General features: G+C 54.0%; 17 protein-coding genes. 13 read left to right on the forward strand and 4 right to left on the reverse strand.

All coding sequences use genetic code 11. The features are described 5' to 3' along the window. Positions 1-4 precede the first annotated feature (4 nt). Positions 5-481, reverse strand: coding sequence for a hypothetical protein (locus tag IEY39_RS01465; protein ID WP_188927791.1), 477 nt, complete (start codon positions 479-481; stop codon positions 5-7). A 103-nt stretch (positions 482-584) separates the two neighbouring features. On the opposite strand from IEY39_RS01465, the gene rimO reads away from it, so the two are divergent. The 5 genes from rimO (at position 585) to bshC (ending at position 7,117) form a co-directional block, all read left to right on the forward strand. Next, the gene (gene rimO, locus IEY39_RS01470) at positions 585-1,901 is read left to right on the forward strand and encodes a 30S ribosomal protein S12 methylthiotransferase RimO (protein WP_188927797.1); all 1,317 of its coding nucleotides are present in this window, start codon (positions 585-587) and stop codon (positions 1,899-1,901) included. An 80-nt stretch (positions 1,902-1,981) separates the two neighbouring features. Continuing rightward, the gene (locus IEY39_RS01475; protein WP_188927799.1) at positions 1,982-2,893 is read left to right on the forward strand and encodes a dihydrodipicolinate synthase family protein; all 912 of its coding nucleotides are present in this window, start codon (positions 1,982-1,984) and stop codon (positions 2,891-2,893) included. 23 nt (positions 2,894-2,916) lie between these two features. Continuing rightward, a complete protein-coding gene (locus tag IEY39_RS01480; protein WP_188927802.1) occupies positions 2,917-4,395 on the forward strand; it encodes an aldehyde dehydrogenase (NADP(+)) in 1,479 nt (492 codons plus the stop codon). Position 4,396: 1 nt separating this feature from the next. Beyond that, positions 4,397-5,398, forward strand: coding sequence for a 4-hydroxyproline epimerase (locus tag IEY39_RS01485; RefSeq protein ID WP_188927803.1), 1,002 nt, complete (start codon positions 4,397-4,399; stop codon positions 5,396-5,398). Positions 5,399-5,503: 105 nt separating this feature from the next. Then, positions 5,504-7,117, forward strand: a complete 1,614-nt coding sequence (bshC, locus tag IEY39_RS01490) for a bacillithiol biosynthesis cysteine-adding enzyme BshC (protein WP_188927805.1) — start codon at positions 5,504-5,506, stop codon at positions 7,115-7,117. On the opposite strand, the gene IEY39_RS01495 is transcribed toward bshC, so the two are convergent. Then, positions 7,061-7,681, reverse strand: coding sequence for a 2,3-bisphosphoglycerate-dependent phosphoglycerate mutase (locus IEY39_RS01495; protein WP_188927807.1), 621 nt, complete (start codon positions 7,679-7,681; stop codon positions 7,061-7,063). The genes bshC and IEY39_RS01495 overlap by 57 nt on opposite strands. 339 nt (positions 7,682-8,020) lie before the next feature. On the opposite strand from IEY39_RS01495, the gene IEY39_RS01500 reads away from it, so the two are divergent. The 3 genes from IEY39_RS01500 to IEY39_RS01510 all read left to right on the forward strand — a co-directional run bounded on the left by IEY39_RS01500 (position 8,021) and on the right by IEY39_RS01510 (position 11,837). Further along, positions 8,021-8,830 (forward strand): murein L,D-transpeptidase catalytic domain family protein, encoded by an 810-nt coding sequence (locus IEY39_RS01500; RefSeq protein ID WP_188927808.1) that lies wholly within the window; start codon positions 8,021-8,023, stop codon positions 8,828-8,830. A 121-nt stretch (positions 8,831-8,951) separates the two neighbouring features. Continuing rightward, a complete protein-coding gene (locus IEY39_RS01505; protein ID WP_188927810.1) occupies positions 8,952-10,160 on the forward strand; it encodes a hypothetical protein in 1,209 nt (402 codons plus the stop codon). 6 nt (positions 10,161-10,166) lie between these two features. Further along, on the forward strand, positions 10,167-11,837 hold the full coding sequence (locus IEY39_RS01510; protein WP_188927812.1) for a DUF8832 domain-containing protein: 1,671 nt from the start codon (positions 10,167-10,169) through the stop codon (positions 11,835-11,837). Positions 11,838-11,868: 31 nt separating this feature from the next. On the opposite strand, the gene IEY39_RS01515 is transcribed toward IEY39_RS01510, so the two are convergent. Both IEY39_RS01515 and IEY39_RS01520 read right to left on the reverse strand, forming a co-directional pair. Next, complete coding sequence (locus tag IEY39_RS01515; protein WP_188927814.1) at positions 11,869-12,600, reverse strand: LytR/AlgR family response regulator transcription factor; 732 nt, start codon at positions 12,598-12,600, stop codon at positions 11,869-11,871. Then, entirely contained in the window at positions 12,597-13,691 is a 1,095-nt protein-coding gene (locus IEY39_RS01520) for a sensor histidine kinase (RefSeq protein ID WP_188927816.1), read from the reverse strand. Before IEY39_RS01520 ends, IEY39_RS01515 begins: the two co-directional genes overlap by 4 nt. A gap of 220 nt (positions 13,692-13,911) precedes the next feature. Here IEY39_RS01520 and IEY39_RS01525 point away from each other — a divergent pair, with 220 nt between their 5' ends. The 5 genes from IEY39_RS01525 (at position 13,912) to IEY39_RS01545 (ending at position 20,442) form a co-directional block, all read left to right on the forward strand. Continuing rightward, positions 13,912-16,173 carry an outer membrane beta-barrel family protein gene (locus IEY39_RS01525; RefSeq protein ID WP_188927818.1) on the forward strand — a complete coding sequence of 754 codons (2,262 nt, stop codon included), beginning with the start codon at positions 13,912-13,914 and terminating at the stop codon, positions 16,171-16,173. Positions 16,174-16,317: 144 nt separating this feature from the next. After that, the gene (locus IEY39_RS01530; protein WP_188927820.1) at positions 16,318-17,022 is read left to right on the forward strand and encodes a Type 1 glutamine amidotransferase-like domain-containing protein; all 705 of its coding nucleotides are present in this window, start codon (positions 16,318-16,320) and stop codon (positions 17,020-17,022) included. Between the two features lie 41 nt (positions 17,023-17,063). Further along, positions 17,064-17,816, forward strand: a complete 753-nt coding sequence (locus IEY39_RS01535) for a class I SAM-dependent methyltransferase (protein WP_188927822.1) — start codon at positions 17,064-17,066, stop codon at positions 17,814-17,816. 51 nt (positions 17,817-17,867) lie between these two features. Further along, positions 17,868-19,034 (forward strand): toxin-antitoxin system YwqK family antitoxin, encoded by a 1,167-nt coding sequence (locus tag IEY39_RS01540; RefSeq protein WP_188927824.1) that lies wholly within the window; start codon positions 17,868-17,870, stop codon positions 19,032-19,034. 112 nt (positions 19,035-19,146) lie between these two features. Beyond that, positions 19,147-20,442, forward strand: coding sequence for a hypothetical protein (locus tag IEY39_RS01545; RefSeq protein WP_188927826.1), 1,296 nt, complete (start codon positions 19,147-19,149; stop codon positions 20,440-20,442). Positions 20,443-20,637: the final 195 nt, after the last annotated feature.

Here is a 20,637-nt window from a genome sequence, read left to right on the forward strand (position 1 = left end):
GTTTTTACCAGGTGTATTTGACTCCGAGTCCGCCAAAGACGTCGAAATAAGGGTGGTTGAATTCGATGTACGGATTGATATCCGCGCTGATCGCGATGGGTGCGCCATCAAATTTGTATTCGAGGCCCAGGATGCCATCAACCCCGATGGACAGAGCGCCGCTGTTGTAATAATATCCATGATAATAGTCACCGTTATACCAGCCGAGGTGCGCGCCGGGGCCGACATACCACTTGAGGCCGGGGGCTCCGTTGATATCGCCATGAAACTCATACAGGCCGGTGAGCCTGAAGCCGCCATCCCAAAAGCTGAGTATTCCTTCCAGGGCCCTGTCGTCTTGGATGAAGTGCTTGACAGTCAGGGCGCCAGGCCAAAATTTAAGACCCACGGCAGTCTCATAGCTGCTACCTTCGGCCTGTGCGAACGAACGGTTAGTAAAGAGGAAAGATACGATTCCGAGTACAAAAAGGGTTTTTCTCATAGTTTGTTGTACATTTTTTATGCAGGCAAATATATAAAAAACCATGCCACATTAGGGCTTTGAAAAAAGTCAGTACCTTTGCGACCTTTGTGCAGACATTATTATGAAGACAAGAACGTTACAGCGGGATAAAGTCAATATCATCACTTTGGGATGTAGCAAGAACATGGTCGACAGCGAAGTCCTGAGCGGTCAGTTACGAGCCAATAATATCGATGTAGTACATGAAAGTACGAAAAAAGATCATAATATCGTCGTCGTTAACACTTGTGGGTTTATCGACAAGGCGAAAGAAGAATCTGTCAACACTATCCTTGATCAGGTGGCGCTGAAGAAGAAAGGCCGGATCGACAAAGTTTATGTCACCGGTTGTCTGAGCCATCGTTACCGGGAAGACCTGGAAAAAGAGATACCCGAGGTGGATGCCTGGTTTGGGACGATGGAGCTGCCGCTGATGCTAAAGCGATTCGAGGCCGACTATAAGGCCGAGTTGCTGGGTGAACGCCTTCTTTCCACACCTCAACATTATGCCTACCTGAAAATATCGGAAGGGTGCAACCGCACCTGCGCTTTTTGCGCCATCCCCCTGATGCGAGGCGGTCATGTCAGCCGATCGATAGAAGACCTGGTGAAAGAGGCGGAGGGGCTTGTACGACGCGGGGTAAAGGAGATCTTGCTCATCGCCCAGGAGCTGACCTATTACGGTCTCGATCTTTATAAGAAGCGGATGTTGCCCGACCTCTTACACCGGCTGGCGGATATAAAGGGTCTTGAGTGGATCAGGTTGCATTATGCCTATCCGTCGAAATTCCCCTTGGAGATATTGGATGTCATGCGGGAAAGAAAGAATATTTGCAACTATCTCGATATGCCCCTGCAGCATGCCAGTGATAATATGTTAAAGGCCATGCGCCGGCAGATCACGAAGGCAGAGATGACCGATCTTATTCATACGATCAGGCATCGGGTACCGGGGATATGTCTGCGTACGACCCTCATCGCAGGATTCCCGGGGGAGACGGCGGAAGACGTGGAAGAGCTGAAAGGTTTCCTGCAAGAGCACCGGTTCGACAGGGTTGGGATATTCGCCTATTCGCATGAGGAAGGCACATCGGCGTATGGCCTGGAAGATTCCATCCCGGCCGATGAAAAGCAGCAGCGGGCCCAGGAGGTGATGGAAGTGCAGCAGGAGATCTCCTATGAGAAGAACCAGGAGAAGGTGGGGCAGGTATTCAGGACGCTTATCGACAAGAAAGAAGCGGGGCGTTATCTTGGCCGGACGGAGTTCGATTCGGTGGAGGTAGACAACGAGGTGATCATCCACAGCCAGGATAAGCTGCCTATCGGTGATTTTGTCGATGTGCGGATCACCAAGGCCTATGATTACGATATTGAAGGCGAAGTAGTGAGGGCAAGTTAAAATCTGCAAAGAACAAATCAATCGACGCTGCCTGGCGATGCCGTCAAACCGGTAGTTTTGCAATAAATAATAAAGATTACATGCGAATAGACTTCACTGGAGTTTTTCCTGCCCTGACGACCAAGTTCACCCCCCAGGATACCTTAGACCTCGCTATGTTTGGACTGAATCTGGAAGCGCAGATCGACGCCGGTGTCAATGGCGTCATCATCGGCGGCAGCCTTGGCGAGGCGAGCACGCTGACCCTGGCGGAAAAGGAGACGTTGATCAAGTATAGCGTGGAAAAGAGCGGTGGCCGTATTCCTGTGTTGTTGAATATTGCCGAAGGGTCGACGCGGGAGGCGGTGAAGCAGGCGCGGCTGGCGGAAGAGTGGGGTGCCGATGGGTTGATGTTGTTGCCGCCGATGCGGTATAAGAGCGATCACCGCGAGACGGTGACCTTCTTCAAGACGATTGCGGGCGCCACTCCGTTGCAGGTGATGATCTATAACAACCCTGTCGATTACAAGATAGAAGTGACGCTGGAGATGTTCGAAGAGCTGGTAGAATTGGCCAATATCGAGGCGGTGAAAGAGTCTACGCGTGATGTCTCCAATGTCACGCGGCTGATCAACCGCTTTGGGAGCCGGCTCAAGATCCTGTGTGGTGTCGATACCATCGCGCTGGAGGAATTGCTGATGGGAGCCAGTGGTTGGGTCGGCGGTCTTGTAGGCGCCTTCCCGGCGGAAACGGTAGCCATCTACAAATTGGCGAAAGCGGGCCGGATAGAAGAGGCGCTGGAGATACATCGCTGGTTCCTTCCCTTGCTGGAATTGGATATCCATCCCAAGCTGGTGCAGTATATCAAATTAGCGGAAGTGGTGGTTGGTCTGGGTACCGAGCATGTGCGGGCTCCGCGGCTGCCGCTGACGGGTAAGGAACGGGAAGATATCCTGGAGGTGATCAGGCAGGGGGTGGCCAGCCGGCCGGTGCTGACGGAATATGCGTATTAGCTAACGCTTAAAATTTTTATCCGATGACATTTCCCGACACTTCGCCTGCCGAAATAAACCGGCTTATGCAGGAAGCCTGGCAGGCTTTTCCCCTTTTTCGGAATACAACACTGAAGCAACGGGCCGATCTTATGCGGGCCATCGCCCATGCGCTGGAGGCGGCCGGTGACGAGCTTATTCATATCGCGATGCAGGAGACGAATCTGCCGGAGGCCCGGTTGCGGAACGAACGGGCGCGGACAATGTTCCAGCTGACGAGCTATGCAGAAGCCTGTGAGGCCGGGCACTGGCTGGAGGCGCGTATCGATACGGCCAACGCGGAAAAAGGAGATGTGGATGTGCGCAAGCTGCAGGTGGCTATCGGACCGGTGGTTGTTTTTGGCGCCAGTAATTTCCCCTTTGCCTATTCCACTGCCGGTGGCGATACGGCATCGGCGCTGGCCGCGGGGTGTCCCGTCATCGTAAAGGCTCATCCGGCCCATGCGGAGACATCGGAGCGCGTGGCGCAGGCGATTGTTTCCGCCGTCGCGGCGGCAGGGCTGCCTGCCGGGGTATTTGCCCATGTACACGGAGCGGGCTTCGAGACCGGCAAGGCGCTGGTAACGCATCCGTATACCCGCGCTGTCGGGTTTACGGGTTCTTATGGCGGCGGCAAGGCGCTTTTCGACTGGGCCAACCAGCGGAAGGTTCCGATTCCGGTGTTTGCCGAGATGGGAAGCATCAATCCTGTATTCCTGTTGCCGGATAAATTGGAGATCTCAGCCAAAGAGCTGGCTGCACAACTGGCAGGGTCGATTACCCTGGGTACGGGGCAGTTCTGCACCAACCCCGGGCTAATCCTTGGGATCGAAGGTGAGGGCCTCGATCTCTTCATAAAGGAGCTGGGGGCTGCCATTGAAAAAGCGGCTCCCGGAACAATGTTGCATCCGGGGATTGCCAAGGCGTATGGCGAGAAGCGCAGCGCGGCCCTTGGCCAATCCGATGTTGCGACCATAGCGGTCTCTGCCGCACGGCCGGGTGAGAACCAGGGTGTGCCGACGATCGCTTCGGCAACCGCGGAGGCCTTCTTCAACAATCCCCTGTTGCACCAGGAAGTATTCGGGCCTTATTCCCTCGTCATCCGGTGCCGTAATGCGGAAGAATTGGTCAAGGCGGCCATGCTTCTCGAGGGGCAGCTGACGACCTCGCTGATGGCTACCGAAGAGGATATCGCACAATTTCCTGCTCTTGTAGACGCGGTACAGGATATTTGCGGCCGGCTGATCCTGAACGGCGTCCCTACGGGTGTCCGGGTCAGTCTGGCGATGCAGCATGGCGGGCCTTTTCCGGCCACGACCGACAGCCGCTTTACCTCGGTAGGAGCGGATGGCATCAAGCGCTGGGTGCGTCCCCTGGCTTACCAGAGCTGGTTGGATGCGGCGCTGCCCGATGCGTTGAAGAACAGCAACCCGCTGGGCATCTGGCGGATGGTAAATAATCTATTAACCCGAGACGGTATCTAGGATGAAGAAGACCTTTTTTTGTATCGATGCGCATACCTGCGGCAATCCTGTGCGCCTGGTAGCCGGTGGCGGTCCCGTGCTGAATGGGGCGAACATGAGCGAGAAGCGCCAGCATTTTCTAAAAGAATACGATTGGATCCGTAAGGGGTTGATGTTCGAGCCCCGGGGACACGATATGATGAGCGGCAGCATCCTTTATCCGCCGCATGATCCGCAGAATGATGTGGCGGTGCTCTTCATCGAGACCAGCGGTTGTCTGCCGATGTGCGGGCATGGGACGATCGGGACGATCACCATCGCGCTGGAAGAAGGGCTTATCCAGCCAAAGACGCCCGGTCGTATCCGGATGGAAGCGCCCGCGGGTCTTGTGCTGATCGAATACAAGCAGGAAGGCAAAAAGGTGAAGTCGGTGAAGCTGACCAATGTGCCGGCCTATCTTGCCGCGGAAAATATTACGGTAGAGTGTCCCGATCTGGGGCCGTTGAAAGTGGATGTTTCCTATGGCGGGAATTTTTATGCCATTGTCGATGCGCAGGAGAATTTCCGGGGACTGGAAGATCATTCTGCCGACCAGCTGATCGCGTGGAGCCGGGTGATGCGGCAGCGGATCAACGCGGAGCATACTTTTGTCCATCCCGAGAACCCGACCATCCACACCTGCACGCATATTCTTTGGACGGGAAAGCCGCTCGACGCGGGGGCTACGGCGCGCAACGCCGTTTTTTATGGCGACAAGGCCATCGACCGGAGTCCCTGTGGCACCGGTACCTCGGCCCGGATGGCGCAATGGTTTGCCAAGGGGAAATTAAAGGAAGGGGATGTGTTTATTCATGAAAGCATTATAGGGTCGAGTTTTACCGGTCGCGTTGAGAAGGCAGTGACGGTCGCCGGCAAGCCGGCCATTGTCCCGAGCATCGAGGGCTGGGCGAAGATCTACGGATATAATACCATCACCATCGACCCGGAAGACGATCCGTATGCATACGGGTTCCAGGTGTTGTAGGTTCATCCCGAACAATCCCGCCTTTTTGCTGTTGTAAGCACCGTTCGGATAAATTACCACGCCGGGATTTTTTTTGTCGGCCGGAGGTGATAAATTCGCTGTCTTATGGACTGGAGATCGACGCATTTACCATACCGCCAGACTGGTTATTTTTCCCGCATTATATCAGACTACCTGGATGAGGCTGATGAGCTATCGCTTTTTTATGCGCATCCGGTGAGCCCGGAGGGTTTCCGTAGTGCCCTGGAAGCGCGCATGGCGGCGAAGCCTGTTGACCGGGCAACGCTGGTAGCGGCCCTTGAGGAGCAATATGCGGGGATGCTCACCAATGACTTATCCGGGGCGCCGCGGGTGAAGGAGAACATCGCCCGGCTGGCGCAACCTGCAACCTTTACTGTCTGTACAGCCCATCAGCCGGCCATCTTTACCGGTCACCTTTACTTTATCTATAAGATACTGCACACCATCCGGCTGGCCGAATGGCTGGCGGGGCAATACCCGGAGAAGTCTTTTGTTCCGGTGTTTTACATGGGCAGCGAGGATGCCGACCTTGAGGAGCTGGGGCAGATCTGGCTGGGGGGTGAGAAACTGGTCTGGGATACCAAACAAACGGGTGCAGTAGGCCGGATGACAACCAAGGGCCTGGATAAATTATACTATCGGATAGAAGGAGAACTGGCTGTTCAGCCTCATGGCAAGGAACTCATGTCGCTGTTGAAAACCGCCTATCTCGACAGTCCCGATATTCAAACGGCGACATTTCGTATCCTGCACAGCCTTTTCGCGGAATACGGACTGGTCGTGCTCATCGCCGACAAAGCCGCATTCAAGCGCCAGATGATCGCCGTCTTTGAAGATGACCTTTTCCGGCAGGAGCCTTCGCGGATTGTCAATTACAGCATCGAACGATTGAGCGAACACTTTGATATACAGGCTAATCCACGGGACATCAACCTTTTTTATTTAAAAGGCGACCTGCGTGGCCGCATCGAGCAGGTGGGGGATAGCTATAAGATACACGGCTCTTCTTTGACCTTTACGGCTGAGGCTTTGCGGGATGAGCTGCATAGTTATCCTGAGCGTTTTAGTCCCAATGTCATTTTGCGGGGTTTGTTCCAGGAGACGATCTTACCCAACCTGGCTTTTATCGGCGGGGGTGGAGAAACGGCTTACTGGCTGGAGTTGAAAGGGCTATTCGATCATTACCAAACCCCCTTTCCCGTCCTGATGCTACGCAACTCTTTCCTGCTGGTGCAACGGTCGTGGATGGAGAAGATGGAGAAGGCCGGTTTTGGCATCACCGATCTTTTCCGCGACGAACAGGATCTCCTGAACCAGCTTGTGAGACGGGATTCGCACAACTCGCTGAGCCTGGAAGAAGAGATCGCCGCGGCCAACCAGTATTATGAGACGTTGAAAGCGCTGGCGAGGCCGGTGGATCCGACGCTTGAACAGCATGTGACCGCGCTGCAGGTGAGGGCCGTGACACCGATCCGCTCTCTGGAGAAGAAGCTGTTGAAGGCCGAAAAGCGGAAATTCGCCGATCAGCAGCGGCAGATCCATGCAGTAAAGGACGCCTTATTCCCCCATAATGGCTTACAAGAGCGGGTGGAGAATATCCTGCCCTGGTATGCGGCGTATGGTCCTTCGCTTATCCGGGAGCTATATCATCATTCCCCAGTCTTTGACCAGGAGTTTATTGTCCTCACCCAACGTTAGGTTATACCGGCGGGGCCGGCCGGTGGGCAGGTCGACTTCCGGGATATCTGCTTCGCTGATATTTTCCAGGTACATCATCAAGGCGCGCAGGCTGTTGCCGTGTGCCACCACCAGGACGTTGCCGGCTTTTTGCAACACCGGTTCGATATTTTTTTGATAATAGGGGATGACGCGGCCCGCGGTGTCGGCGAGGCTTTCGCCGCCAGGCGGCCGGACCGAGAAGCTGCGTCGCCAGATGACCACCTGCTGGTTGCCATATTCCTTTGCCACATCCGATTTATTGAGGCCTTGGAGGCGGCCGTAGTTGCGTTCGTTGAGTGCGCGGTCGCGGGTTATTGGAAGTTGCTGCTGGTGCGCCGCTTCGAGGACGATGGTCATCGTATCGATGGCGCGTTGAAGGATGGACGTGAAGCCATGGGTAAAGGGGATGTCCGTGAGTTTTGCCCCGGCAGCTCTGGCTTCTTCGCGTCCGCGGGGTGTCAGGGGGACATCGGTCTCACCGGTGAAGAGATTTTCGAGGTTGTAAGTGGATTGGCCGTGACGGATAAGGACCAACAGGGGCATAGCGATGATTTATGGTAAAGATAAGAGGATAAAAAAATGCGGGCTTCCTAAATCTATTTTTAGTCGCTTGTCGTATATAAACTACAACCGTATCGTACAACAGAGAATATCGGGCACCCGGTGCCTTTCAATAGTGTTATAGTCTTCATAGGCAGTTAGGTTTGGTAATTCAGGGAGAGTCCTCTCCCTGATTCTTTTTTTAGGCCTTTATAGTCCAAAAACGACAAACAAATTCCCGTTTTGGGACAAAAAAGGGGAATTGGCACGGTTTACCGAATTGAGAAACAATCGATTGACTTCTGGTATGGCGGTTGGACCTTATATATCAAATCCGTGATTATGAAACAGTGCATCCCTAACCCCGCCAAACCAATCCTCGTGTTGGTTTTCTTCCTTCTCTCTTCCTCTCTGTTACACGCCGGTCCTCCGGTCTATGAAGCCATCAATGCTTCCAAGACCGCTAAGAATTATAAGACTTCTGCTACTTTGTTCCGCGAGAAGCGTGTGGCTTATGCAGCCGCGGCAAAAAGAGCCGAGATGCGGATGATCATCGCGACGGCCGCCAACATTTATGAAGAGATGGACCTTGAAGATTCCGGGTTGAGCCGGAAGGCCTTTCAGGCGGCGTGGACAGGTTATTACAAGCTGAAGAAAAGGGGCCTGTTGCGTAAGACGAATATTCTTTCGATCTGTGATTTCAGCCAGTCTTCGAGCAATCAGCGGATGTATGTGATCGATGTGCATAACCGCCGGCTCCTGTACAGAACGTATGTGGCGCATGGGATCAATTCCGGGGAGGAGTTTGCTACTTCCTTTTCGAACCGGATGGAATCCTGCAAGAGCAGCATGGGCTTCTATATTACGCGGGCCGTCTACACCGGTATCAATGGGCTTTCCCTGCGGATAGACGGGGTTGACAGAGGCTATAACGACAATGCCATGAGGCGCGCCATCGTCATCCATGGGGCGGGTTATGTCAGCCAGCGTATCCTGCGCAAATATGGAGTGATGGGAACTACGTTTGGCTGTCCGGCGATCCCGACGGAGATGACCACGCAGATAATCCCGGTGGTGAAGAATGGAAGTTGTTTCTTTATCTATTTCCCTTCGCAGAGATATCTGACCCAGTCCAGCGTATTGAACAGTTAACCTTTTTACCCCCTGAATAAACCGTCGCCGCCTCCGGCGGCTTTGGTAGACCGTAGTCGCCCTTTAGCAGGAGGGCGGCTTTTTTTTATTTATATTTACTTAAAGAAACCACCTCCTTATTATGTCTACGACCTTTCCCTCGCCACTGCCTGCTTCGCCTGTGGCGGTGAGACCCCGGGCGGATTCGGGCCGGGTTACGGTCCCCCTTTCGATCTATGCCGTCTCGCTTGCGTCGCTGCTGACGATGGTGGGGATCCTATGGGATATATCGTGGCATCGAAGCATCGGCCGGGATAAATTCCTTTCTCCGCCGCATATCCTGGTGTATCTCGGGGCCATTTTTGCCGGTTTGTTCTCGGGTATCCGGGTGCTGTATAATTCCTTTTTCCGCAAGGAAGCGGCGAAGGCGACGGATGTCCGGGTGTGGGGTGTTTTTTACAGTCCGCTGGGCGCCCTGTTCTGCATCTGGGGCTCCATCGCCATGCTTACCTCGGCGCCTTTTGACGACTGGTGGCACAATGCCTATGGATTGGATGTGACCATCCTTTCACCGCCGCATACCTTGCTGGCGATGGGGATGATCTGTTTGCAGTTGGGCGCGTGTGTGAGTATCTGTAAATACCTGAATGCCGATGACTCCGGCCGGGCGGGTGGAAGGCGGGGGGTATTACAGACCTTATTCGTGATCAGCGCACTGAGCTTATTGACCATGGTCTACACGCTGTTTACCGATTATCTGCATCTCCACGGGATGCGCAGCGGGTCTTTTTATATCATTGCGGCCATGGCGAGCCTGTTGCTGCTGCCTGCTTTTGGCCTCGCCTCACGGATGCGCTGGGGGATGACGGCGGTGACCGGCGGTTATTTCCTGCTGGTGCTCTTTTCCAACTGGATACTGGAGCTTTTTCCTGCCGAACCCAAATTGGGACCGATACTCTCTCATATCACCCATTTTCAGCCGGCCAATTTTCCCGCCCTGGTGATTGTCCCCGCGATGGCCATGGATCTGATACTGCAGCGGAGCAAGGCAGGGGACTGGCTCAAGGCGTTGTGGCTGAGTCTTGCTTTTGTCGGGTTGCTGGTGGCCGTGCAATATCCGCTGAGCGGCTTTTTGCTGGAGTCACCGAATGCCCGCAACTGGTTCTTCACCAGCAATTCTACCTATTTTGGGGTTTCCCCCAATTGGCCGTGGCGCTATAGATTCCGGCCGCAGGACGTTGCGCCGCTGCCCGAACTGTTACGGGCGTTGGTCATTGCCGTTGTAGTGGGGTGGCTTTGTGCCCGGCTTAGCCTTCGTTGGGGGAAATGGATGCAACATATTCAACGATAAATTGCTATGAAGAGATTATATTGGCTGTTGGCTTTGCTGGCGGGTGCTGTTGGCCCTTTATCTGCGCATGTAGGTAGTCCCGACGTATCCATGGAAGGAGTGGCGGGGCCCTACCGGCTGTTGGTCAGCGTAAAGCCACCGGATGTTATCCCCGGTACGGCGCAGGTGACGGTCTTTTTGCAAAATGGCGGAGGGGCGACCGTATCGACACAGCCTATCTTCTTTTATTCGGGCCGATCGGGTGCGCCCTCGCCCGACGTATTGCCGGCCGTGGCCGGCCAGCCGGGTCAGTACAAGGGCATCGTCTGGCTGATGAATGACGGGTCGAGCAGTATCCTGCTGCATGTCAGCGGCAGCCTGGGCAGCGGGGATCTTGTCGTGCCGATAGTGGCGGTGTCGACGGCGCAGAAGAAGCTGCCCGCGGCGACGGGTTATACGCTTGCAGGTCTTGGCATCCTGCTCTTTGTGCTCCTGCTGACCATCATCGGGTCGAGTGTGGCTGATGGCCTTACCCCGAAAGGCGAGGCTGTAGCGGTGGGGCGTCGCCGGTCGAAACGGATAGCGATCGTTGTGGCGGCTGTCTTTTCTTCACTTATCGTCTATGGCGGCAATGCCTGGTGGCAGAGCTGGGCCAACCGGTATCGCCATTTTATGTACCGGCCTATGCATGCGGAGTATACGCTGCAGTCGGACAGCGGAATCAATCAGCTGACCATCCGTATCGATACCGCCAACGCCCAGCGGAGGACTTCGCTGCGGTATATCATCCCCGACCATGGGAAGCTGATGCATCTTTTTGTCGTCCGGTTCCCGGCGATGGATGCCTTTGCACATCTGCATCCGGTGAGGCTGGACCCCACTACCTTCCGGACGGTGTTGCCGCCGTTGCCGAAGGGCCGTTATCTTGCCTTTGCGGACATCGTCAATCTCTCGGGTTTTGCCGAGACGTTGAAGGATACTTTTGATATCGGTCAGCCCCTCGTGGATAGTGTGCATCGTACCGATGCCGATGATGCTTATGCGTTTGCTTTGCCGAATGCGGCCGCCGGCCCGAACGCGGCCACTGACCAGGGTACGGTCGCGGGCTTGCCCGCGAATGAAGGGAAGGAGGCGATCGTGTGCGGGAAGCCGGGTAAGGGAGTCCGGATGAAAGACGGATCGATGATGGTGGCGGAGGGGCCTGGTGCCGAAGACCTGGAGGCCGGGCAGTTGTATGACCTGCATTTTGCGGTGGTGGATGCGAATGGGAAGCCGGCGGTGCTCGAACCCTATCTGGGGATGATGGCGCACGCGGCGATCATCAAAGACGATGGCAGCACCTATGTGCATTTGCATCCGGTGGGGACGTATTCGGTGGCCGCTCAGGAAGGGCTTGTACAGCGCATTGGCGAGCCCGAGAATGAGTACCGGATGCCCAACCCAAAGGCCTTTAGCGACAGCATCGACGGGCTTGTTGCGCGACTTCGCAGGATGAGCACGAATGACCGGGATGCGTGGCTGATGCGCCAGATGAAAATGCCGGTGGATAGCACGGCCGGTGTGATGGGTGGGATGAAGATGGGGAATGTGGTGAGTTTCCCTTATACTTTTCCGCAGCCCGGGATATATCGGATATGGGTACAGGTGAGAAGGAACGGCCAGGTGCTGACGGCGGCTTTTGACAGGGTGGTGAGGTGAGCTGTCGGGCGAGGGCGGGAGGGGCGGGGTCTCAGGAGAATTTTATTTTATCCCAAAGTTTACCCTCGACGACGCGTTGGATCACCTGCTCGCGGTAGTTACGGCTGATGGGGATGCGATGGGATTGGATAAAGATCTCGTTGCCTTCGATGCCTTCGATCTTGTCGATGGAGACGATATAGGATTTGTGGACGCGGATAAAGGCCTGGCTGTCGAGGTTTTCTTCCAGGTTCTTCAGGTATAAGAGCGTGACATATTTTCCTTTCTCTGTATATAGCGTGATATAGTTCTGCATCCCTTCGATGTAAAGGATGTGGCTGAAGTATATCTTTTCATATTTGCTGCCGCAGCGGATGAAGAAATAGTCGGCGGCTGCACCGGTTTTTGTGTCGGTACTTCGGGTGATGAGGTGATAATAGTCCCTGGCTTTGTTGACGGATTTGAAGAAGCGGTCGAAGGTGATCGGCTTGAGGAGGTAGTCGAGCACGTTGAGCTGAAAACCTTCCAGGGCATAGGTGGGGTAGGCGGTGGTGATGATGACGATGGGCGGGTTTTGCATCGTCTTTAGGAAATCCAGGCCATTCATCTTCGGCATCTGGATGTCGAGGAAGATGAGGTCGACGGGATGCTGATCGAGGAGTTTTGTCAGTTGCAGCGGGTTCTCGCAGGTTGCAGTGAGGTGTAGGAAATCGACCTCTCGGACATAGCTTGCCATTCCTTCCCGGGCAAGTGGTTCATCATCGATGATTATGCAATGGATCATTTTTGTTGGTTTTGTGCCAGCTGCAGCCGGAGCCTGACCTCGAAGCTGCCACCGTGGTTGGTTATCGACAGTTGATGCCGATCGGGATAGAGCAGGTCGAGTCTACGCTGGACATTTTTGAGACCGATGCCGCGATAATGCAGCACGTCGTTGGACTCAAAGGGAGAGCTGCTGTTGGCGATGAAAAAATCCAGTTGCCGGTGGTGTAATTGTCCTTTGACGGTTATCCAGTTGGGTTCGTCCGTGTGCCGGGAGACATGTTTAAACGCATTCTCGACAAAAGTCATCAGTAGGAAGGGAGCGATGGTTACCTGCCCGGTATCCTGCTGCTGGACATCAATGGTCAGTCCCAAGGTGTTGCTCTGGCGGAGCTGTTCGAGCCCGATAAAATTTTCCAGGTAGGTGATCTCGCTTGCCAGAGGGATCTGTTCGTCGTTGCATTCGTACAGCTGGTAGCGCAGCAGTTCGGAGAATTTGGCCAGGGAGGCAGAGGCCATGTCGGGGTTCTTGTGGATGAGGAAGAAGATGGAATTGATGGTGTTGAAAAGGAAATGCGGGTTGAACTGGTAGCGGAGGTAATTCAATTCCGTTTCCAGCTTCTCTTTTTCGAGCAGTTGCTGGCGGCGCCGGGACTCGAGCCAGTTTTTGGCGAGTTTGATGCTCATGGCCAGGGTCATGGCGGCCAGGGTCGAGAGGAAAGCGTTGCTGAAAAAGGTGAAGATGCATGCATCTTTGCCAAATAGCTTCTGAGGGGTGGAATGGGCGAGCCAGGCGCTGACGTAGTAGCCCGGGACGATGAGGCATGCGGCGCATACACAGGTGAGCAGGGTTAGCAGGGTGTATACCGCGAAGCGGCTTTTTTCCAGGTAGCGCGGGAACAGGAAATACAGGTTGAAAGACGCCGCCAGAGCATGTCCCATCACATAGAAGAGATATTTTACGGTATAGGGCAAGTACAGCAGGGCGTTAATGGCCTTCACCGGGTTACCGACAGTTATTACCCAGCAAAAATAATTATAGACACCCCAAAAGGGAATGTGATAGAGCTTATAATGGATAAGCCAGTTGCGGGTGTCATGACCGACCGTCATCCTGCTAAGATAGCCCGATCGCCCGGAACTTTTCCCGCTACTATATGAATGACCGCAAATAAATGACGAGTTGCATTCCGGCCTCCATAACCGGATGATGAGCGGATGTTTTTGCTGTCAGGAGGGCATTTTCGGGTGGTTTTTGCACTTTGTCAATTTGCCATCGCCGGTGGTCACACGCATTTTTTCCCGCCTTGTACTGCGCTTTATTTTGTTCTCCATGAAGCATTTCCTTTTAATCTTATCCCTACTGTCCGCCCTGTCCCGGAATGGCACCGGGCAGGTGCGCGGGCAGGCGGATACTGCTGGTCCATCCCGGGCGCGGCAACAGGATACTACAAGCCCGATGCGGGCGCGGCAGTTGCGGGAAGTGATCGTCCGCAGCGCGAAGCCATCTGTACAGCAAAGTATCGCCGGTATGGTAGTCAATGTACAGAGCAGCATCCTCAACAAGGGCAGCTCGGTGCTGGAAGTGTTGGAGCGGAGTCCCGGCGTTCAGCTTGACCATCGGAATAACACCATTAGCCTTAACGGCAAGGCCGGGATAACGGTGATGATCGATGGGAAGGTGATGCATATGCCGGAGGAGGAGGTGATGCAACTGTTGAACGGCATGTCTGCGGATAATATCGACAAGATCGAACTTCTCTCAGCGCCGCCTTCGCGGTATGACGCTTCGGGCAGTGCGGGAGTGATCAATATCGTGATGAAGAAGATCAAACGGCAGGGGACGACCGGCGCTTTTTCGCTGTACGGCGGCTATGGCTGGGGAGAGAAGGGGGGAGGGAGCTTCAGCCTGGATCATAATAACGGAAGGACGGATTGGTATGGTTCATATTCTTTTATGCATGACCATTCTCTTACAAGTTTTGTTGCTGGGGGAACGAATCTCAACCCCGCGTTGGGCGAGTCAAGTTTTGATTTTGGGAATGCCACCTCCTACATGAGCAATGTTCACAATGCATTGGCGGGTTTTGAGACCCGGTTGCGGCCGCGGCTTAGCCTTGGCGCCAGTCTCAGCTATAACAACAGTACGACCAGCACCATCACCAACAACCTGGGTAAGTATACCCTGCTGCCCGACAGCGTGCTCGTCTATAACGGGGATATCCACGGTAGGAGTCACTGGGACAACCTCATTGCATCGCTGACGGCCGAAAAGGAAATACGTAAGGGAGAAAAGCTGAGTATTGGCTTTGACTGGCTGGATTACACCAACAACCGGCCCAGCACGGTACTGGGAAGTTTTGTCGACAGCCATGGAGAGACCGTCGGGATCACCGGGGACAGTCTTTTTGCTTCCGCCAATAAGGGTTATTCGAGCACGGCGATCGGCGTTGGGGTAGCAAAGGTAGATTATAGCGTGTCATTTAGTGATAAGGTGAGATTCGAGGCCGGGGTGAAGGGGGATTATACCAGCAGCACGAGCCGGAGTGGGATAGAAAGCTGGATCAACGGGGCCTGGGTGACCAATGCGGCCAGTGCGAATGCCATCCGGATGCGGGAAGGTATTGCGGCGGGTTATGGGAGTTGGCATATTGCTGGCGGGGAGAAGACGACCCTGGACATCGGGGCGCGCTATGAGTATTCCCGGACGCGGTTGAACGATGCAGGCACCGGTGAAAGTATCGCCGATCGCCGGTTGGGGGAGTGGTTTCCCAATCTGCTGCTGACGCGAAAGGTGGGGGAGCATAGTGAATGGCAATTGTCTTTTACCCGGCGCATCACCCGGCCTTCGTACAGGGCGCTTTCTTCGTTTATCAGCTATAATGATCCGTTGTCGGTGATCACGGGAAACCCCTTGCTAAAGCCGACGCTTACCAATAACGGGAAGATCGGGTATCTCAGCCATGGTTATTCGTTCTCCTTACTGTTCAGCAGGGATGACGACCCTATTTTTGGCTGGGCGCTGACGCCCCAGGCCGGCAGCCAACTGGTATATATCCGGCCGGAGAACCTTGCCTTTCAGCATAACCTGACGCTGGAGGTGAACCTGCCTTTTACTGTTACTTCCTGGTGGGACATGAGCTATACGCTTTCCGGTGGCTGGCGGCAATATCGCGTTACCTATACGCAGGCTCCGGCGGAGAAGACCTGGTTTGGCTATTCGGTGAATTTTCATGAGAACCTGAAGCTGTCCACGCGGCTCAGCGCCGAGGTCTCGGGGTGGTATAACAGCACCAGCTATGAGGCGACTGTGAGGACAAAGGGCAATGGCGAATTGAATGTTGGCATCAAAAAAGAACTCAATAAGAACAGGGGGAGTCTGCAGTTTTCCGCCACCGATGTGTTACGGGGGATGAACTACAAAAGCTATATCGGGGTGGTGGGGAAGGATGCTTTTGATACCCGGTCGTATGTCAATTGGAATGAGGAATCGCGGCAGTTTCCTATCCTGAAGCTGACCTATACGCGGTCGTTTGGTTCGGATGGTAAGCCCAAGGCGGAAAGGGCGGGGGAGGAGAAGTCGCGGATTAAGTAGGGGGTTGGATGCATGGTTTATCTTACTCGCGGCATATCTGCATCCACAAGTGGTGCCATGGGGCAGGAGGGTGCGGGTAGTCTGGCGCCGGCCGTATGTGGTATTGACATGAAGCAGTATCTTTACCGCCTTTACACTGGACCTATGCCACAAAGACAAGTAATTGCCATGGGCGGCGGAGGCTTTTCGATGGAGCCGGATAATCCCTTATTGGACGCCTATGTAGTTGCCCAAGCCCGTAAGAAAAATCCTGCTGTTTGTTTCTTTCCGCATGCTACCGACGATGCGACCCGCTATGCGCTCAATTTTTTCAAAGCCTTTTCCCGGCTGGATGCGCGGCCGGCGTTTCTCTCTCTTTTTACGCCGCCGACAGCCGATCTCGAATCCTATCTGCTGGAACAGGATGTCATCTATGTAGGGGGCGGTAATACGCGGAACATGCTGGCTCTGTGGCGGGAATGGGGATTGGATAAGATACTGCAAAAAGCCTATGCGGAGGGCGTCGTGCTGGCTGGTATCAGCGCCGGCGCCAATTGCTGGTTTGAAGAATGCAGCACCGATTCAGTGCCGGGGAAGCTTAGCGTGCTTGCCTGTCTTGGTATTCTCAAGGGGAGTTTTTGTCCGCACTACGACGGTGAGGCGGAGCGACGGCCTACCTTGCACCAGTTTCATCTTACGGGCCAGATGAAGGCTGGCTATGCTGCGGATGATGGCGCTGCGGGCCATTTTATCGATGACGTGTTTAGCGGTGGAGTAAGTTCGCGGCCCTGGGCAAAGGTGTATGGCCTTCGGCTGGAAGACGGAAGTGTTGTGGAAGAGGTGCTCCCGACGCGTTTTCTGGGCGTCTGATAGCGGCTGCGGCTTTGGCGCTGATGTATGAAACCATGGTCATGAAAGATAATTTCTCTACAGGTTCGGATCAATACGCCCGGTTTCGGCCTGCCTATCCGCCGGAGCTTTTCGACTATTTGCTGTCGCTTGTTCCGCGCCGGGAGAATGCCTGGGATTGTGGTACGGGAAATGGGCAGGTGGCTTTTCAACTCGCTTTGGCGTTTGGGCGGGTGTACGCCACCGACATCAGTGCTGCGCAGCTGGACAATGCCATTGCGCACGAGCGCATCGTCTATTCGGTGCAGCCGGCGGAAAAGACCGATTTTCCTGCTGCTCATTTCGACCTGATCACGGTGGCTCAGGCCATCCATTGGTTTGACTTTGACGCTTTTTACCGGGAGGTAGACCGTACGATGAGGCCCGGGGGAGTGCTGGCCGTCATCGGTTATGATCTGATCCGGCTCTCGCCGGCCGTCGACGCCGTGTTAGATGGCTTTTACCGGGATGTCGTCGGGCCTTTGTGGGACAAGGAAAGGAAGTATGTCGACGAGCAGTACCGGACTATCCCCTTCCCGTATGCGGATGTCCCCGCGCCGGTGTTTACCAACGAAGTGGAATGGAGTTTCGAACATTTCATCGGGTATATCGGCACCTGGAGTGCGGTGAAGCATTATCAAAAGCAGCGGGGGCATGATCCGGTGGAGCTTGTTTATGACGCATTGAAAATGAATTGGGGCGCAGCGGTGACGAAGATGGGACATTTCCCTATTTTGTTGCGGGTGGCGCGGCCCGGGGGTGAGGCAAAATTATAAAAAAGAGAACGGAGCTATTTGTTTCCTGCCCGGAGTTTTGCATTTTTGTTTATGCATTACTCCCTGACCAGACCTATGCTTTGCCTGCTTTGGCTATCCCTTGTCCATTTCCCTTCCTTTGGACAAAACCGTGAACCCAAGATTGTATACATCATCGATTCCATACCTATTGTGGATGACCCCGAGGAGGGAGATGATCTTCTTCCGAACGATATTTCGGATATGACGGTGATTAAAAACAAGGATTCCCTGAAGTCGGTCGGTTATGAACGGTTCGATGGGGTGTTCTATATCTTTACCAAAGCCTACCGGGCCAGGCCGGATAGTATAAAAAGCATCCCTTCCACCAATCGGATGCCGAACAAGGATGGGGTCTTGTATTGGCAGGATCAGCCTTATAGCGGCGTCTTTATCAATTACTATCTCAACGGTAACAGGAAGGCAGAAGGCCGGCTTTTGAAGGGAGTGATCGGCGGGATGGTGGTCGACTACTATCCCAATGGTCAGATGAAGACGGCAAAAGAATATAAAGCGGGGAAGCCCGATGGACCATGCAAGGAGTTTTATCCGGATGGCTCCTTAAGAGGCGAGGGACGATATGTGGAGGGGCAAGAAGATGGAGTATGGCATACCTATTTCCCCAATGGAAAAATAAAATTGTATGACATTTACCAGCATGGGGTGCTGGTCGATTCGGCGATTCGATATTATTCCAACGGAACGCTGGAGGAAAAGGTAATGATCAAGGGCGGGAAGGCGATTCCAGACGAGGCGCATGCCCGCATCGATGCATTGTTGACCAAAAGCGCACAAAGCTATAAGGAAGACGATATAAAATCCGCGATCCGCCATGTGACAAAGGCGATAGAACTGGACAGCGGCTGCGCTAAATGTTATTTTTCAAGGGCGACGCTGAAATTAAACGATATGCAATTTGACGAAGCGATCTCCGACTTCGACAAGACATTGGCCATCGAACCGTATATGGAAACGGCACTCGCCAACAGGGCGTTTGCCCGGATACGGAAATATCAATTCGGCAACGACAGGACCATCTTGAAAAACAAGGATGTCACGGTGCTTGGCTCAGGGAAGAAAAGCGACATTTCCCAGGAAGACAAGGAGAAGATCTGCGGTGATCTGCAGCAGGCGGTATTTCTCGGTGACCGGGCAAAAATGGTGCTGGATGCACTGCAGGAGTATTGTCAAAAGAAATAAGAGCATAATTCTACGACCCTGGGTGTAGCGGCAGTTAGCGTGTTGCGCGCATAGCCCACTATGTGGATTGATAATTTGTTACTATCTTGCGCGCACACCTAACGACAACACCATGAAATCCCTTGTTCTATCCGCCCTTATTAGCGCGAGCTGCATCATTGCCCTGTTCTCCTGCAGCAAAAAAGATAACACCCCGACGCCACCGCCGCCCCCTGCAGACAGCACTATCCACGTAAATTATATTTATCTTGCCACGGCCGTCCAGATGCAGCTGGACAGTGTAAAACAGGTGGAGGTGATCCTTAATGAAGATAATGGAAAGGTATTACTGGATACCATAGCCGCCGTCAATACCAATATCATTGCCGATCTCAAGACGAAAGCGAAATCCTTCGACCTGACCGTCGTTCGGTACCGGCCCATTTCAAAGGCTTTCTATCTGATCACCGAAAAGGCGATCAGCCCTGCGGACTGGACGCTATTGCCGGGCAGCGATTCCCTGGTCAACCTTCCGCCGAATGTCATTCCGGCTTTTACTCCCAGTTCGGTGAACTATACCAATGTCCCCGTGGCTCAAGGTGAGCCGTATATGTTTTCTACCTACACTGCCAATACCAACAGCGGGCATTATTCCAATCCGGGTAATGGCAGTCTCTGGATCCCTTTCCAAAAACAGTCAGATGATGATGTTTACCTGGTGTTCCCCGGCCGGGCCTTGTATAATTTTCACCATATGACCAGCACTAGTGATGTCGTGGACCTAACGACCATGGACGCAGCAGTGAGGATCAGGCTCCCCCGGCCGGCTGAATATCCCAACCTGGACGCGTTTCTCAACGGGTTTGTGGATTCTTCCAACCTGACAAAGAATATGCATCTGTCCCATTATATTTCCGGTATTGACACGATCGCAGGAGCCGACCTTGTCTACCCTGCCAAACGCATATTCCAGAAATATTCCAATAACTTCTCCGTCAGGGATGCAACCAACACTTTCTGGAGCAATTATACGAATCCGTGGTCCGATACCGTCGACGTCAACCCGATCTTCATCGACGATAGCTACTATGTACTTTCCGCTGCTGCAAACAATAATTTTTCCGTCAGTTTTCCAAAGACCCGGCCGGGCTATTATAGTGTAGACTGGAACTCGCCCAAATTCTATTGGGCGCTGAATGCGCCTGCTGATTCGACCCCCCTTCATCCGCTGGATCTGCTGACCTCGCTGAAAAGCAAGATGCTTGCCGGCCAGGACCTGACCACGATGAAAATCATTCAGTTCTCTTTTTACTACCAGGTGGATCAGCATAAGCAGCTCGTGCCTGTGAAGCTCGCCCCGCTGAACGGCAAGTTCGTGCCACTGCCCGATGAGACGCCATCCGTGAGCTTTGATCGCATATGGCCTTAAGGATGCCGAGGGACCTTATTTTATCCGATACCTCACCTATCTGCGCAAGCCTATCGACACGCAGGGATCACTTCTGTCTGCTGCTGGGCGAAGAATTAGGGAAAAAAGTGGCTTTTCATGTTCCGGAGGGCGGGATGTAGGATTGGGGTTTGCTTCTTTGGATCTCGGCGAGCAGGAAAGGGCGGTGGCCATACT

Origin of the sequence: Puia dinghuensis (assembly GCF_014642875.1) — a bacterium.
Classification (GTDB): Bacteria; Bacteroidota; Bacteroidia; order Chitinophagales; family Chitinophagaceae; genus Puia; species Puia dinghuensis.

What these genes read in the sequence shown, in the direction of transcription:
- IEY39_RS01505 (WP_188927810.1), top strand. Translation starts at nt 8,952, where the DNA reads ATGTCTACGACCTTTCCCTCGCCACTGCCTGCTTCGCCTGTGGCGGTG.
- IEY39_RS01495 (WP_188927807.1), bottom strand. Translation starts at nt 7,681, where the DNA reads ATGCCCCTGTTGGTCCTTATCCGTCACGGCCAATCCACTTACAACCTC.
- IEY39_RS01485 (WP_188927803.1), top strand. Translation starts at nt 4,397, where the DNA reads ATGAAGAAGACCTTTTTTTGTATCGATGCGCATACCTGCGGCAATCCT.
- IEY39_RS01535 (WP_188927822.1), top strand. Translation starts at nt 17,064, where the DNA reads ATGAAAGATAATTTCTCTACAGGTTCGGATCAATACGCCCGGTTTCGG.
- IEY39_RS01465 (WP_188927791.1), bottom strand. Translation starts at nt 481, where the DNA reads ATGAGAAAAACCCTTTTTGTACTCGGAATCGTATCTTTCCTCTTTACT.
- IEY39_RS01545 (WP_188927826.1), top strand. Translation starts at nt 19,147, where the DNA reads ATGAAATCCCTTGTTCTATCCGCCCTTATTAGCGCGAGCTGCATCATT.
- IEY39_RS01500 (WP_188927808.1), top strand. Translation starts at nt 8,021, where the DNA reads ATGAAACAGTGCATCCCTAACCCCGCCAAACCAATCCTCGTGTTGGTT.
- IEY39_RS01530 (WP_188927820.1), top strand. Translation starts at nt 16,318, where the DNA reads ATGCCACAAAGACAAGTAATTGCCATGGGCGGCGGAGGCTTTTCGATG.
- IEY39_RS01515 (WP_188927814.1), bottom strand. Translation starts at nt 12,600, where the DNA reads ATGATCCATTGCATAATCATCGATGATGAACCACTTGCCCGGGAAGGA.
- IEY39_RS01520 (WP_188927816.1), bottom strand. Translation starts at nt 13,691, where the DNA reads ATGACGGTCGGTCATGACACCCGCAACTGGCTTATCCATTATAAGCTC.
- rimO (WP_188927797.1), top strand. Translation starts at nt 585, where the DNA reads ATGAAGACAAGAACGTTACAGCGGGATAAAGTCAATATCATCACTTTG.
- bshC (WP_188927805.1), top strand. Translation starts at nt 5,504, where the DNA reads ATGGACTGGAGATCGACGCATTTACCATACCGCCAGACTGGTTATTTT.
- IEY39_RS01525 (WP_188927818.1), top strand. Translation starts at nt 13,912, where the DNA reads ATGAAGCATTTCCTTTTAATCTTATCCCTACTGTCCGCCCTGTCCCGG.
- IEY39_RS01480 (WP_188927802.1), top strand. Translation starts at nt 2,917, where the DNA reads ATGACATTTCCCGACACTTCGCCTGCCGAAATAAACCGGCTTATGCAG.
- IEY39_RS01475 (WP_188927799.1), top strand. Translation starts at nt 1,982, where the DNA reads ATGCGAATAGACTTCACTGGAGTTTTTCCTGCCCTGACGACCAAGTTC.
- IEY39_RS01540 (WP_188927824.1), top strand. Translation starts at nt 17,868, where the DNA reads ATGCATTACTCCCTGACCAGACCTATGCTTTGCCTGCTTTGGCTATCC.
- IEY39_RS01510 (WP_188927812.1), top strand. Translation starts at nt 10,167, where the DNA reads ATGAAGAGATTATATTGGCTGTTGGCTTTGCTGGCGGGTGCTGTTGGC.